Here is a 14974-nt window from a genome sequence, read left to right on the forward strand (position 1 = left end):
AATGACAGCAAACCAATGGATCAAAACACCGAAGGGATATGTCATAATATCCCTGGTTGCCTTTCTTTTATTAGCGACCATTTGGTCTCTAGACATCAGGGGCATCTATAATAGCATCCTTGCAGTTGGAGTGTCTTCAGCCGTCGATATCCTTTGTTCCCACAATGCCAAAAAGAAGCGAACTCTGCCGGATAGTGCGGTGATCACAGGGTTAATCATTGCCTTGATCTTAAGTGCAGCTACCTCATGGTACATTGTTGCTGCAACTTCCATCATGGCTATTTTGTCCAAACATATACTTGTCCATAAGAAAAAACCAATCTTCAATCCAGCGGCTTTTGGACTGCTTCTGTCTATCCTTTTCTTTCGTACAGGACAAAGCTGGTGGGGCGCATTCGGGGATCTTCCTTCATGGACTGTCGTGTGTCTCTTGGCTGGTGGTTACATGGTAACAAATCGAGTGAACAAATTTCCTCAGGTTTTTTCGTTTCTTGGAACGTATTTTATCTTATTACTTATTATGGGCGTTTTTAATGTCGGAGATGCTTCTGATGCACTTCGGTCGCCTTTTATCAATGCTTCCATTTTCTTTGCTCTCTTTATGCTTACAGATCCGCCTACTTCACCAGCCAAAGATAAGGATCAAGTCATTTTTGGCATCCTCATCGCGATTGTGGGAGCGGTTGTTTATGGCTTGTTTGGAGGTTTGATGTACTTATTTATAGGATTGCTTATCGGAAACCTATACCACTTTTTGAAAAAGCGCCCCTATTTAAGAACATCCAATCTTCAAGAGCGACGCTATCAAAAAGCCTGATTCTTACTTCCCAATCGCCTTCCTAGCAGCGTTATGGGCCATTCGGTGCAGGGCATTATTCTTCTTGTGTTTGCTTATGTACTTTACTTTTACTTGAATCTCAGGGAACATGTTTTGAAGGTCATCTAGGGAAGCCAAAATTTCATTTCTCACATCTTCATAAAATTGCTTATCAAAGTATTCTTTAGATAAAATTTTCGCTATGCAGTGACAATCCGTGAAAATAGTAGCAAATTTAGGAATGCTATTCAATTGATGCTCCATTAGTGCTTTTGTAAGCAATTCAAGACTGAAAACGATAGCTAGTAATTCGCCGTAATCAGAACCTCCATCATATTTAGGATTTAGTTTCTTAGAGGTAACACTAATTGTTCGGTTGTAGACAAAGCAGCAAGCTACACCATGAGCATTTTGTTCAGCGTAACCAGAGTAATCACAATAAAGAGAGATCATGCCCTTATTTAAGATGTTTGCTCTGATCGGAGGAGCGGCATATGCTTGTTTCATTAATGTTTCCATAGTAGAGTCCATGATCAATCTCCATTCCAATTCACATTAAAATCCAAGTGTGAGGGCACTCTTCGAATTCAATTCCCATCCTTGGCACAATCGGGTTTTATACTTGTTAGGATTGACAAAAATCCATCTGAACAAAACAAAACTGCGGAATTCACTGGACTTCTTGAATGCGCGCAATAAGTGAAACATGATAAAATTTCAGTATGGTAAATCAAAGTTAACTAAAAGTCCAGCGGTATGATGTCAAGCCCATGATTCTTACGAATTGGAAATTATCTTGGCTATAAAGCGTTTCAGCCAGGAAAAATGGGCGCATCAAACCTAACCCAGTAGAAAAAACGTCTAATTACCATATTTTTACTGGGAATTAATGAAGGACCTTGGCAAAGGAGGCGTTAATCCTTCGCGCTATTCACCTTCCTTCTAGGCGTGTAGAGTTGGCCGTTGCGTAGCAGTACATCGACCAGACGCACAAGTTTTCTTGCCGTTAAGACGAGGGCGCGTTTGTGTTGGTGCTTGGGTACTTCCTTGTATTTCTTCCGGTAATACTCACCGAATTCATCATCGCGGTTTTTCACCGAGTTGGCAGCTTCAACCAGGTAATAGCGAAGGAAACGGTTGCCGGATTTAATGCGTTTAGTGTCTTCTGCTTCAAACGGGCCGGACTGGTGTCTGCGCCATGTGAGACCGGCGTACTTGGCCACAGCGGCTTGGTCGTTGAATCGGTCTATGTTGCCGATTTCAGCGAGGATACCGGCGGCGTAAACGCGGTCAATGCCAGGAACGGAGCGCAAGCATTTAGACTCCGGCATGCTTTCAAGAATGCGTTCTATGGCCTTGTCGAGATCTTTGAGCTGGGCTTGGATACTCCGTATAGCTTGAATGGATGTGCCGAGCACAAGATCAATAGAATCCTCGACAACCTTTGAGAGTCGGTAAGAAGCTCTTGCGGCTTTCTGGATACAGCGAGCGACATTCTCTGGGTCTGGGAAGCGATTGCGTCCCTTATCTCGCAAGTAGTCAGCCAAATCAGTGACGTCCATCGTTGCGATGTCATCTAGACTGAACTTCTCTGAGAGCATTTCCATGAGAGCGTGGCCGAAAACGGAGCTATCCACTTCGGTAGTAAAGGCATTGCATTTGTAGAACAAGTTCTGCAGGAAGTATTGCTTCTCACGAGTCAAGTTGTGAACCATGTGAAACCGCATCCGGGTTAGGCGCTGAAGTGCGACATACTGCTCCTGCATGACGATGGTGGTCGTCAGTCTGCCGAAGCGAAGCCGGTCTGCAATGACCCATGCGTCGAGACGGTCGGTCTTGTCTAGGTCGGGGTAAGCCTCTCTGAACTTGCTGACGAGCTTCGGATTGATCGTAAAGACTTTGGTCTTTCGCTCTTTCAGCGCTGGATCTTCATGCATGTACATGGCGGGATGCCAGCTGTAGACCGAGGTGGCTTCTAGCCCAATGTGTATTTCCGAAGACGAATGCTTGTCCACCGCAATGACGATACGATCACGCAGATGGGAAGCCCCCTGCAAGTCGTTTTTCACTTTGAACGATTCCAGCTTATCGCCGTCCGAGTTCATAAAACACGCTTCTAGCTCTTGCGAGCTAACGTCAATACCGACAAATAGCTTCAAGTGGAATCTCCTCCTTTCTACAGGGGATCCAGGGAACGGACTCTCCGGGATGCCTCCGGCGCACTCGCAGATCAATCACCCTCGCATATAAGAACACGCTTCGGTCCATGAGCTGCCCCGGACCTGCTAAAACCGGGCATGGGCTACCGAAGGGAACAGCCAGCGGGTAAGAAGTTCAAACGAATACCGGAGAAACAGACTTTGAGAGTAGACAGTGCTACAGGAGAAATAAGAATTTCCCCGAATGGACCCTAAGTTCCATTGTCCAGAGGCATGCCGGAAAGTCCAGTCCCTTTTTAATTTTCAAGGTGCGATTTGCTGGAAATTTTGAAGTGGCCTTCCAGCCCCCTCGGGGGCTGGAAACTGGCATTCAAATAGCTTCAAGAAATACTATACGAGGAGAATGTTCTATGACAAAAGAAATTTGGATAAACCTCCCGGTGAAAGATGTCAAAAAGTCCAAAGAGTTTTTCATCCAGCTTGGATTTTCTTTGAATCCACGACATGGCAATACTGATGATAAGGCTAGCCTTGTCATCGGAGATAAGAATGTTATCGTGATGTTATTTCCCGAACCCACTTTCAAAAAATTTACGGGAAATGAAATTGCAGATACAAAGCAAGGTACCGAAGTATTGATTTCCATTGATGCAGAGAGCAAAGAAGAAGTGGATGAAATCGTAAAGAAGGCGGTAAAGGCAGGTGGCACAATCTATGGCAAACCCCATGACCAGGGTTGGATGTATGGCGCCGGTTTCGCTGATTTGGATGGTCATCGGTGGAATGTGTTGTATATGGATATGAGTAAGATGCCAGAGGAGTAAAGTAGAATTAGGAGTTTAGATTATGTCTGTAAGATCGAAAGACAATAAAATAGTCCGAATGAAGCCCGCGTTGATCGCGGGCTTTTTTAGTTTAAGTTCTTGTGTGATTGTTTCAACCTCAATTTTCTTCTTCCATTGCGATCGCTTTAACAGATTATTTAAGATAAACCCTCACGTATATCCGTGTTACCTATTTTGCTCTATTCACTTATCTGGCTCAAATTTGCAAAGCTTGTCGATTTCTGGTTGTTACACAACTATTTATCTACAAAAAAAGGGGAAAACCTAAGACGTATTTCGGCAGACTTTAACATTCCACTTCATGTAAACTTACAATCATGCTGTGGTAGAGAGATTTGCACCAAGGCAAAATACGTGATTAGGGGGATTACATCTTGGATATGACAACGATCCTGAAACTACTGGAAACGGGAAAGACGCAAAAAGAAATTGCCGAACAATTAGGCGTGCCTGTTGGGAAGCTGAGGTATCAATTGACCAACCAAAGGAAGATTGCTTCCGCGAATGCCTTCGTGCTTGATAGAGGCTTGGAAGATTATGAAATCATCCAAGAGGCTTATGGTTTGGACCGACTGTTCGCACTCCCGAGAGATACGGAGTCGCTCTATTTATACTGGGAACTCACTTCCGACCGGAAGCGAATGGTAGAAGAGCATTTTCGCTGCGGATGGATGGATCTTCCGAAGATGCTGCGTGTATACGATGTTTCATTTTTTTATTTCGAAGGGGATAATTTCAACCGTTACTGGGATTTCTCGATCAATCAGGAGGCAAACAACTGGTTTGTTAAAGGCATCTCGTCGAATTGCTCGTACGTCATTGATTATGGCACCACGACCATCGATGGAAGGTTTGTTACGATTTTACGCTCAAATACCGTCAAAACGCCGCCAAAAGAAGAACGCTTTGACGGAGAGAATCGGTGGACCCGGATGGAAGTGACCCCTACCGAGGACATTTCTATGATGGACTGGCAAGGGCACTTCACAGGCTACTCGCTTTCACTACCAAATACGGAACGATAAGAAGGAGGGGCGCATGTTGACCAAAGGCTATTTATCTCTCGTACTTCATGCTCATTTGCCGTTTATACACCACCCTGAGAGTGAAAATTATATTGAAGAGAGATGGCTCTTTGAAGCCATGACAGAGACGTACATCCCGCTCCTAGAGGTGTTTGAGAGGTTGTCAAATGACGCAGTCGATTTCCGGATTACAATGTCTTTGACGCCAACTTTATTGACGATGCTTGCCAATCCACTGCTGCAAAAGCGATATTTGAAATATATCGATAATCTCATTGCGCTCAGTAAACAGGAATGTAAAAGGACGAAGAAAGACAATTCGTTCTTCCCTCTGTCCACCATGTACAGGGAGCATTTCATACATATACGTCAGCGTTTCACTCAGACCTATGAAGGGAATATCATAAACGGCTTTAAGCAATATCAAGCTTCCGGCCATCTTGAGCTGATCACCTCATCCGCGACACATGCTTTTCTGCCTTATGTGAAGACTGAGCAAGCATTGCGTGCGCAAATTGAGAATGCGGTACGCATTCACAACGATTGTTTGGGAAGAGCGCCAAGAGGAATTTGGCTGCCGGAATGCGGCTTTGTCGAAGGGCTGGACCGGATTCTAAAGGATTATGGCATTCTATTCTTCTTCACCGACACGCACCATGTACTGCATGCTAGTCCCAAACCGGTAGATGGCGTATATAGTCCGGTCCTTACCCCGCACGGGGTAGCCGCATTCGCGAGGGATAACGAAACGTCCAAGCAGGTGTGGAGCTCCTTGGAAGGTTATCCGGGCGATCATGATTACCGTGAATATTATAAGGATATTGGTCACGATCTCGATTACGACTATATAAAGCCCTATCTTCATTCATCAGGGGTTCGTCTGAATACCGGAATCAAATATTACCGTATCACCGGAGGGGATCAGCCGAAAGAGCCGTACTATCCGGAGTGGGCACGTGAGAAAGCGGACCGCCATGCCGGCAATTTCATGTTTAACCGGGAAAAGCAGGTGGAGCATCTGAAGGACCAAATGGATCGTAAACCGATCATTGTCGCTTCCTATGATGCCGAGCTGTTCGGCCACTGGTGGTATGAGGGACCGATGTGGATGGAGTATTTGTGCCGCAAAATCCATTATGATCAGCAGACCTTCAAGATGATCACACCCTTCGAATATTTGCAAGAATACCCCGAAAGCCAGCAATGCGAACTGTCCTTCTCCAGCTGGGGGAGAGGCGGGTATGGCGACGTTTGGCTTGGTCAGAACAACGAGTGGATTTACCGTCATCTGCATCAGATGGAAGAACAGATGATCGAGCTTGCAGATAGCTTCGAAGAAGCTGCGGGTCTGAGGCTTCGGGCATTGAATCAAGCTGCGCGGGAGCTGCTTCTGGCGCAGAGCAGTGACTGGGCGTTTATTATGGATACGAAAACGATGGTGGATTATGCGGTCAAACGGACGAATAACCATATCGGACGGTTTCAGCGGATTTATCGTGACCTGAAGCGGGATGCAGTGGATGAGCGGTGGCTCCGTGAGGTAGAAGCACGGGATGCCATCTTCCCCGATTTGGACTACCTAACGTATCGGTCTAAGCCTTCAACATGGCATGGGAATAGGGGAACCGCTCCAGCTGGAAGGCAGTCAGATCGTTCCCGCATCATTATGTTATCTTGGGAATTCCCTCCAATGACTGTAGGCGGCTTGTCCAGACATGTCTTCGATTTATCCTGCAAGCTTGTAGAACAGGGTACCGAGGTTCATGTCGTCACTACACATGTGAACGGTTATCCGGATTACGAGGTGAACCAAGGCGTTCATGTCCATCGCGTCAGGACCTATCAAGAGCAAGAAATGAACTTTATGGACTGGGTGTTCCAGTTGAATCTGGTGATGACCGACTATACAAAAAATTTGATCGCTCATTTTGGTCCGTTCGATCTGATCCATGCCCATGATTGGCTCGTCTGCCAAGCGGCGAAGACATTGAAGCACGCCAGTGGATTGCCGCTAGTGGCAACAATACACGCGACGGAGCACGGGCGTAACCAGGGGGTGCACAGTGAGCTGCAGTACCGCATTCACGATCTGGAAGGACAGCTCACTTATGAAGCTTGGCGAGTCATCGTATGCAGCAGATACATGGAAGAGGAAGTGAAGCAGCTTTTCCATGTACCGGCTGATAAAATCGATATGATTCCGAACGGGGTTGATTCCGCCGTTATTCGGATCAACCATCTTGATCCCTTTATGAAGGACCGCTATGCACTGCCTGAGGAGAAGATTGTCCTCTTTGTCGGGCGTCTTGTTCGCGAGAAAGGCGTTCATGTGCTGCTCGAAAGTATCCCCGCCGTATTGGCGGCCTGCCCGGAGGCTAAGTTTATCATTGGCGGCAAAGGGCCTATGATGGAGGAGCTGCAGGAAATGGCGAGGACAATGGGCATCGCGTCCAAGACGGCCTTCATCGGATTCGTCGATGACGAGACGCGCAACCAGCTGCTGCGCGCGGCATCCGCTGCGATATTCCCAAGCCTGTACGAGCCGTTCGGTATTGTGGCCTTAGAGGCGATGGCCGCGGGAGCCCCGGTTATCGTATCCGGTGTCGGCGGGCTGCAGGAGATCGTTCATCACGGCGGGGATGGCTTCACCGTGCTGCCTGGAGACGTCCACTCATTATCCGCTCACCTAATTACCATGCTGAAATCTGAAGATATGGCGCGCGCAATGGCCAAGAAAGCGTTCCAAAAAGTAAATACGATGTACAACTGGGATCGAATTGCAGAACAGACCTCCGCTACCTACAACTATATGTTAAACAGGAATTCAGTTAGCCTTCTGAATAGGGAACTTGCCGTAACCCGTGAATCATGAGTGCGACCATTTCAACAATCGGGGAGGAACGAAGAATGAAGGCTGTAATTATGGCAGGTGGAAAAGGGACACGATTGCGTCCTCTTACCAGCAACACACCGAAACCGATGGTACCTTTATTGGATCGGCCTGTAATGGCCTACACGATCGAGCTTCTCAAGAAGTACGGGATTACGGACATTGCGGTAACCGTGCAGTACCTCCCAGAGGTGATTCGGCAGTATTTTGGCGATGGATCCGATTACGGGGTGCGGCTCCACTATGTGGAAGAGGAATACCCGCTCGGCACGGCGGGAAGCGTAAAGAACGCGGAGGACTTCCTTGACGAAACGTTCCTTGTTATCAGTGGTGATGCGCTCACGGATTTCAATTTGGGAAAAGCAGTCGCCTATCATCGGGAGAAGCAGGCGGTTGCCACACTTGTTCTGACTCAGGTGGAGAACCCGCTGGAATTCGGTGTCATCATGACCGACGAAGCGGGAGAAATTATCCGATTTCTGGAGAAACCATGCTGGGGGGAAGTGTTCAGCGACACGGTCAATACCGGGATATACGTGCTCGAGCCAGAAGTATTTCGCTACTTCGACCACGGCAAACCGTTTGATTTCAGTAAAGATCTATTCCCTCTGTTAATGAAAGATAAACGCTCGCTCTATGGGTATGTTGCGGAAGGCTATTGGTCGGACATTGGCAACCTTTTGCAGTACCGGCAAGCACAATTCGACATGCTGGACCTAAAGGTCGAAGTAAATGTCACCGGAAGAGAAATCGCGCCGCAAGTATGGGTAGGCGAAGGCGTACGAATTGATCCGAACGTAACACTAACGGGCCCTGCTTTCATCGGCCGTCATAGCGTAATTGAAGCTGGAGTCAGCCTGAATGGCTATACCGTTGTGGGGGAAAGTTCGCGAATCGCTCGCAGCGCTTCCTTGGAGCGATCGGTGCTCTGGAAGAGCAATTTTATCGATCAGAATGCCGAGATAAAAGGAGGCACCCTATGTAATAAAGTCGTCGTACGATCAGGTGCGATCGTCTCGGAGGAGGCGGTAGTGGGCGATGGGTGCCATATAGGGGTCAAGAGTTTCGTTCAACCGGGAATAAAAATTTTTCCAGGGAAAACGGTAGAGAGCCATACGACGCTAAACCATTCTCTGATCTGGGGAGAGCGAGTTACGAATCAGCTGTTCGGTCAACTCGGCGTAAAAGGTATCTGTAACGTAGAGATGACAACCAATTTCGCCAGCCGGCTTGCGCTCGCTTATGGGACGATACTTCCAGTTGACACAACGATCGGAATCAGCCACGACGAGACGCCGTTTACTGCGATTATTGCTGATTCGTTCGCTTCCAGCATGCATGCATCTGGCATCCATACTTTTCCTTTCGGCGCGGTTACCACTCCGGTGAGCCGACATGCTGCTTATCATCTGGATTGCGTCGGCGGTATCCATATCCGAATGCTGCCGGGTGAAGAAGACAACCAGCTGGTTATCGAGTTTCTGGATCCATCCGGTCTTCCGATCTCAAAGGACATGGAACGTAAAATCGAAAACGCCTACTTTCAGGATGATAGCCGTTTGATTGCGGTAAGCGAGGTCGGGAAGAGAAAAGATTGCCCAGATGTGCGCAAGCTGTACCAGGAGCATCTACTGGAGCTGGCTGGGTCGAATACGAAAGGGTATACCGTCGTGCTTGAATACCATTACCCGAATTTGGGCTCGATTATTCCGGTGCTTGCGGACTCACTTGGATGGCGGATCATACAACTGAATCAGGTGACCAAGACGCCTTCCGAGCTCGCCTCTTGGGTCAAATCGGCGGGAGCAGATCTTGGACTTCAGCTGGATGAGAACGGACGCCTTGCCGTCTTGGTGACCGATGAGGGGGAAATTGTCCGCGAGGAAATGCTCATCGTTCTACTGGTGATGATTAGGCTTCTGAATAGTGATGTGACTACACTTCACGTTCCGGTTAATGCGCCCAATATTATTGAGACGCTCGCATCCAAATATGGCAAACAGGTCATTCGAACGAAGGCCGATCTGCGTTCAATCATGGCAGGCTGTCAGGACCGGGGCTTCTACGTGTACGGGGACGGACTTTATACGCTTATTCATATGCTTCGAATTATGAAGGCGAGACAGATGCCTCTCTCCCAAATGATCGGGGCGATCCCCGAATTTGCGCTCCTTAGAGAGCAGGTCGATTGCCCATGGACCGAGAAGGGGAGCGTCATGCGGTTTCTAATGGAGCAAACAAAGGGTGAACAGGTGGAGTTAATTGATGGGATCAAGATCATCCATGACGAAGGTTGGACCCTCATTCTTCCGGATAGCGAGGAGCCGGTCTTTCAAGTGTTTGCGAACGGAGTGAATGAGCAGACGGCCAAACAATTGGCGTCGACGTACACGTCCATGATCGAGAATTACCGAAGACGGGCAACAGTATAGGGGATGAGAAACAACGAGGCGGCTCTCTTATTAAGAGGGCTGCCTCTTCGTCGTACGGTTGCAGTTAGACTTATAGAACAAAAAAGGAGCCTTCAACTCGGCTCCTTTTTCTCATTATTTAATTTCTTTTAAGACATCATTCAACTTTGTTATCTGTTCTTTTAGCGTTGCTTGGTCAAGTGGATCTTGTTTTACTCCGGTCTGGATGGCACCCAATGGGTCTTCCACTTTGCCATATAGATCAGCTTGATCTTTCTTGACATCATCCTCAAACTTCTGCCAATTGGTCTCGAGATCTTCTGCGTTCTTGATCACCTTTGCAGAATCGTTTGCGTCCACGTTTTTCTGCATATCCGTCAAAGTATCCTGCATTTTCTTTGCACCATCGGAAGTCGAGCTCGACTTGGATGAACATGCAGTAAGAACGATAACCAAACATAATAGTACTGTTAATCCTTTAATTGCTTTCAATGTATAGCCCCCAATTAGATATGATTTACTTTCAATTGCTGTTGAATCTTTTGATCGCGGAATCGTTTCGAGATAACTACAATGATGGCAGCTAGCAGAAGGATACCTTGCGGAATGATATTCTCCCATGTCGGATAAAGACCAAACATATCGATTACAGGAAGACTATCGGAGTGAGTTGCTCGTAGTACTCCCGCCAGCTGCAGCCCATGGATTCCCATTCCCAGAAACTTAAAGCATAAGTAAAACACAAGAATACTGGAAATGAGGAAAAAGGGTCTCATCGGGATTTTTAGGCCGACTTTTAAAATTAAGAAGGCAACAACTATTAAAATCAGCACTCCAAGTGCGATTCCCCCTAGCAAACTGGTCAAACTAATAGAGGAAGCCATGCCGATGAAAAAGAGTACCGTTTCCGTTCCCTCCCGAAAGACTGCTAGAAAGGAGAGGATGGAAAGCGACCATAAACTTCCGGAAGCAAGAGCTTTACTGCTTTTTCCATTGATATACATGCGCCAGTTTGAAAGGCTTGATTTACTATGCAGCCAATAACTCATATAAATAAGCATGACAGCTGCAAATAGTCCTGTACATCCAGCTATCAAGAAGTTATTGTTACCGAAAGTTCCAGACGAGAAGAGCTGTTGAACGACAATACCAAGAATAACACTAACAAGAGCGCCTGCACCTAAACCGTACCAAATCCAATTCTTTTTCTCACCTTGGCCTGATTTTTTCAAGAACCCAAGAAGAGCGACAATAACCAAGAGAGCTTCTAAACCTTCACGAAGTAAGATGGTTACGACATCTACCATACCGTAGCTAGTTTTATTAGCAAGAGGTGCCAAATAATCATGCATCTCCTGTAATGTTTGCTTCGCTTCTGAAACTTTTGCTGGGTTAGAAGTGAGCAGGGCGTAGGAGGATACCATATCTCGTTCCGCATCCGCATAAACCTTGGAGGACTGAGTTAGGACAATTCCTTCAACGTCGAGCCAAGAATTTCGGAACGCTTGAATCTTTTCTTTAGCTGCTTCTATATCATTTTGATTGAGTGATTCTTTTGCTTGGTTAAGCAGTTGAAGAATCCCTTCAATCGATGTATTTCCGGAAGAAGAAGGATCTTTAAAAGAAGAAAGATCACCAGAAATTACTTTTTGATTAATGCCATTAAGTTTATTGAGACTAGCAAGTACTTTGTCTTTTGAAATAGGCTTTTTGGCAAAGGCGTATTGGACTTCTCCCATCGTTACCTCTATATTACGATAAGCGCCCTTCGACTTTGACTTAATATCCTGTTCGAATCCGTACCAGTCCGAGTTGTATTTGTCGTATTGTTCTTTTGCATGAATCAGATCATTTTGCTTGGCGTATTCTGTGGCTTTCACAATATAATCATTTGCTTTTTGCAAAACATCGGATGCTTGATCCGCAAAGATAAATGAAGGACACAATAGTAAGCACATAAAAACGAGAGTAAGTATTTTAACCTTCATTTTTCACCTCGACATAAAATGAGAATTGTTATCAATTAACTTCCTTTGTTAATAGTACTCACTCAAGGAATGAAAGTCAATAATGATTCTCATTGTCACCATGTCGATTTGTTGAATAACTTTAATTATTATAATGTAGGAAAGACTATTTGCAATCCTGCGTAATTGTGAATGGCTTTTCTTTGAGTAACTCTTTTGAAGTGACTACCAGAAATTCATGGTATTATAGACCTAGGTGAATTTTGGAAAACGGTAGAGAGTTGTCGATTTGAGTTGAAAAAGGAGACTTAGAATATTCAGTATGCAAACATTTACAAGCACGTATAACTTACCCCTTGTCCTTCTTTCTATTATTATCGCAATTCTTGCTTCATTTGCTGCACTAGATCTAGGAATTCGTATACATAAGGCAAAAGGTGCTGCACGTTACATATGGTTATCCGGTGGCGCTTTCGCAATGGGAATGGGTATATGGTCTATGCATTTTATAGCTATGCTTGCCTTCCATTTATCTATTCCCGTCTCATACAATTTGACGCTGGTCATTGTATCGATTTTTCCTGCCATTTTTTCATCAGGGTTAGCCTTAAATATCGTAAATAAATCTGCTTTGCGCAAATCCCAGGTCTTCACGGGAGCCCTTTTCATTGGGATTGGGATTGTTTCCATGCACTATATTGGAATGGAAGCCATGACGTTGGAAGCTACAATTGAGTATAATCCGCTGTTATGGGCACTTTCCGCCATCATCGCTTTTGTTGTTTCATTAGTAGCCTTACTTTTATTGTTTTTAGTGAAAAAGCATTCCAACACCCCGGGATTATGGTGGAGAAAAGTATGCAGCGCCTTAATTATGGGAATAGCAATCTCGGGCATGCATTTCACCGGAATGTCAGCAGCAAGCTTCAAACACAGTCACCATCATCCCATCAGCTTGCCGGAATCATCGTTCGACAATACTCTTCTCGCGTATTCGATTGGAATTGGCATGTTGATCATATTCGGATTGGTATTCATCAGCATTTTTATAGATAAACGGTTTGAATCGCAATCCTTAGAGTCAGAAAAAAAATTCCGCTCTGTTATCGAATCCGCTAACGATGCCATTATTTTAGCTGATAGCATGGGAACCATTATTTCATGGAACAGGGGAGCCCAGCTCATATTTGGATTTCAGGAGAAAGAGGTCTTAGGTGATAAGCTGCAAGTCATTATACCCGAACGATACAGAGAAGCTCATCAAAAGGGAATGGAACGTTACATTTCTACAGGCAACCCTCACGTTATTGGAAAAACGATCGAATTACAAGGATTACGGAAAGACGGAAGTGAATTCCCAATCGAACTCTCTATTGCCGCTTGGGTGGAGGAAGGAAATACCTACTTCAGCAGCATCATTCGAGATATTACAGAACGCAAAAAAGCTCAAGAAAAAATCAATCAAATGGTTTATCTTGATCCTTTGACAGGATTACCGAATCGTCATTTATTAAATGATCGCCTCACGCAAGCTTTGGATCAGGCAAATGAAAATAAACAAATCATCGGGATTATGTTTATCGATTTGGACCGCTTTAAATATATCAATGATACGTTAGGACATGCCATGGGTGACCGTTTATTGATTGAGGTCGCAAAGCGAATACAAGCTATTGTGGGTAAAGGGGATACCGTTTCGCGCCAAGGTGGAGATGAGTTTATTGTACTTCTCCCCAACACCACTTCAGATGAGATTACAAAAAAAGCTCACAAAATAGTCGATTTATTCAGTAAATCGGTTGTGATAAGCGAACACGAAATGTTTGTTACCCCTTCGATTGGGATTAGTTTGTATCCATCTGATGGCAGTGATAGCGAGAACCTGATCAAAAACGCGGATACAGCTATGTACCGTGTGAAGGAACAAGGAAAAAATAGTTTTCAGTTTTACACACCCGATATGAATGAAATGGTATCCAAAAAAATGAAATTAGAGATTGGATTGCGTAAAGGGTTGGAACGCGGTGAGTTTCATGTTTTTTATCAACCTCAGGTTGATATAATTTCCGGTAACGTGATTGGTCTGGAAGCACTCATCCGTTGGCAGCATCCCGAGTGGGGGGTTATCTCGCCAGCCGAGTTTATTCCCTTAGCGGAGGAAACCGGATTAATCATCCCAATTGGTGAATGGGTGCTTTATGAGGCGTGCCGTCAAAGTAAAACTTGGCAAAATGAGGGGTATCCCCCTTTGCGAATGGCTGTTAATATTTCTTCCCGCCAGTTCCAACAAAGCAATTTACTTGAGGTCATCAGTAAAACATTAAAGGAAACGGGTCTTGATCCTCAATATCTTGAGCTTGAGCTAACGGAAAGTATCATCCAAGATTCGAAGTATGCGATTTCTACTATGCAACAATTAAAAACAATGGGCATTCATCTGTCCATTGACGATTTTGGAACAGGGTACTCTTCACTTAGCTATCTGAAACTTTTCCCTATTGATACCTTAAAGATTGATCGTTCTTTCACCAGTAATATATTCGTCGATTCAAAGGATGCGGCTCTTGTTCATACTATTATTAATATGGCACATAATCTCGACCTAAAAGTTATTGCAGAAGGCGTTGAATCCCAGGAACAACTTCATTTCCTAGAGCAGAGACAATGTAACCAAGCCCAAGGCTACTTATTTAGTCGTCCGATTTCTACTGATGAAATGTCTGTTTTTCTTAAAGAACATTACAGTAGAATAGTCAACGCTTAGCGTCTGACCTATTGAAGATCGGTTTATCAAAAATGCCATCTCTATAATTAGAGGGGATGATTCGTCTTTTCCGCTGATATCCCTATCAAATTTAAT

The 14974-nt window shown here is 45.3% G+C and carries 10 protein-coding genes; 6 read left to right on the plus strand and 4 right to left on the minus strand.

The annotated features are described in order from the left end of the window. Position 1: 1 nt before the first annotated feature. Positions 2 to 817: an RnfABCDGE type electron transport complex subunit D gene (locus EKN16_RS07060; RefSeq protein WP_125654924.1), complete on the plus strand. Its 816-nt coding sequence runs from the start codon at positions 2 to 4 to the stop codon at positions 815 to 817. 3 nt (positions 818 to 820) lie between these two features. Here the strand turns inward: EKN16_RS07060 and EKN16_RS07065 are convergent, their stop codons facing one another. After that, positions 821 to 1348 (minus strand): hypothetical protein, encoded by a 528-nt coding sequence (locus tag EKN16_RS07065; protein WP_183530749.1) that lies wholly within the window; start codon positions 1346 to 1348, stop codon positions 821 to 823. Positions 1349 to 1731: 383 nt separating this feature from the next. Beyond that, positions 1732 to 2976, minus strand: a complete 1245-nt coding sequence (locus EKN16_RS07070) for an IS110 family RNA-guided transposase (RefSeq protein ID WP_125654929.1) — start codon at positions 2974 to 2976, stop codon at positions 1732 to 1734. Positions 2977 to 3386: 410 nt separating this feature from the next. Between EKN16_RS07070 and EKN16_RS07075 the strand changes: the two genes are divergently transcribed. The 4 genes from EKN16_RS07075 (at position 3387) to EKN16_RS07090 (ending at position 10168) form a co-directional block, all read left to right on the plus strand. Further along, positions 3387 to 3800 carry a VOC family protein gene (locus EKN16_RS07075; protein WP_125654931.1) on the plus strand — a complete coding sequence of 138 codons (414 nt, stop codon included), beginning with the start codon at positions 3387 to 3389 and terminating at the stop codon, positions 3798 to 3800. 401 nt (positions 3801 to 4201) lie between these two features. Next, a complete protein-coding gene (locus EKN16_RS07080) occupies positions 4202 to 4846 on the plus strand; it encodes a DUF4912 domain-containing protein (protein ID WP_232016498.1) in 645 nt (214 codons plus the stop codon). Positions 4847 to 4859: 13 nt separating this feature from the next. Then, on the plus strand, positions 4860 to 7718 hold the full coding sequence (locus tag EKN16_RS07085; protein ID WP_232016270.1) for a 1,4-alpha-glucan branching protein domain-containing protein: 2859 nt from the start codon (positions 4860 to 4862) through the stop codon (positions 7716 to 7718). Positions 7719 to 7753: 35 nt separating this feature from the next. Further along, positions 7754 to 10168, plus strand: coding sequence for a sugar phosphate nucleotidyltransferase (locus EKN16_RS07090; RefSeq protein WP_164522703.1), 2415 nt, complete (start codon positions 7754 to 7756; stop codon positions 10166 to 10168). 114 nt (positions 10169 to 10282) lie between these two features. Here the strand turns inward: EKN16_RS07090 and EKN16_RS07095 are convergent, their stop codons facing one another. Continuing rightward, the gene (locus EKN16_RS07095) at positions 10283 to 10639 is read right to left on the minus strand and encodes a hypothetical protein (RefSeq protein ID WP_125654937.1); all 357 of its coding nucleotides are present in this window, start codon (positions 10637 to 10639) and stop codon (positions 10283 to 10285) included. Positions 10640 to 10653: 14 nt separating this feature from the next. After that, positions 10654 to 12105, minus strand: a complete 1452-nt coding sequence (locus tag EKN16_RS07100; RefSeq protein ID WP_232016272.1) for an FTR1 family iron permease — start codon at positions 12103 to 12105, stop codon at positions 10654 to 10656. A 331-nt stretch (positions 12106 to 12436) separates the two neighbouring features. On the opposite strand from EKN16_RS07100, the gene EKN16_RS07105 reads away from it, so the two are divergent. After that, positions 12437 to 14878, plus strand: a complete 2442-nt coding sequence (locus EKN16_RS07105) for a bifunctional diguanylate cyclase/phosphodiesterase (protein ID WP_125654941.1) — start codon at positions 12437 to 12439, stop codon at positions 14876 to 14878. The last annotated feature ends 96 nt before the right edge of the window (positions 14879 to 14974 follow it).

Source organism: Paenibacillus baekrokdamisoli (assembly GCF_003945345.1).
Taxonomy (GTDB): Bacteria; Bacillota; Bacilli; order Paenibacillales; family Paenibacillaceae; genus Paenibacillus_Z; species Paenibacillus_Z baekrokdamisoli.

Excerpts from the sequence above, each read along its gene's own strand:
- EKN16_RS07060 (WP_125654924.1), top strand. The coding sequence starts at position 2 with ATGACAGCAAACCAATGGATCAAAACACCGAAGGGATATGTCATAATA.
- EKN16_RS07065 (WP_183530749.1), bottom strand. The coding sequence starts at position 1,348 with ATGGACTCTACTATGGAAACATTAATGAAACAAGCATATGCCGCTCCT.
- EKN16_RS07075 (WP_125654931.1), top strand. The coding sequence starts at position 3,387 with ATGACAAAAGAAATTTGGATAAACCTCCCGGTGAAAGATGTCAAAAAG.
- EKN16_RS07080 (WP_232016498.1), top strand. The coding sequence starts at position 4,202 with ATGACAACGATCCTGAAACTACTGGAAACGGGAAAGACGCAAAAAGAA.
- EKN16_RS07085 (WP_232016270.1), top strand. The coding sequence starts at position 4,860 with ATGTTGACCAAAGGCTATTTATCTCTCGTACTTCATGCTCATTTGCCG.
- EKN16_RS07090 (WP_164522703.1), top strand. The coding sequence starts at position 7,754 with ATGAAGGCTGTAATTATGGCAGGTGGAAAAGGGACACGATTGCGTCCT.
- EKN16_RS07100 (WP_232016272.1), bottom strand. The coding sequence starts at position 12,105 with ATGTGCTTACTATTGTGTCCTTCATTTATCTTTGCGGATCAAGCATCC.
- EKN16_RS07105 (WP_125654941.1), top strand. The coding sequence starts at position 12,437 with ATGCAAACATTTACAAGCACGTATAACTTACCCCTTGTCCTTCTTTCT.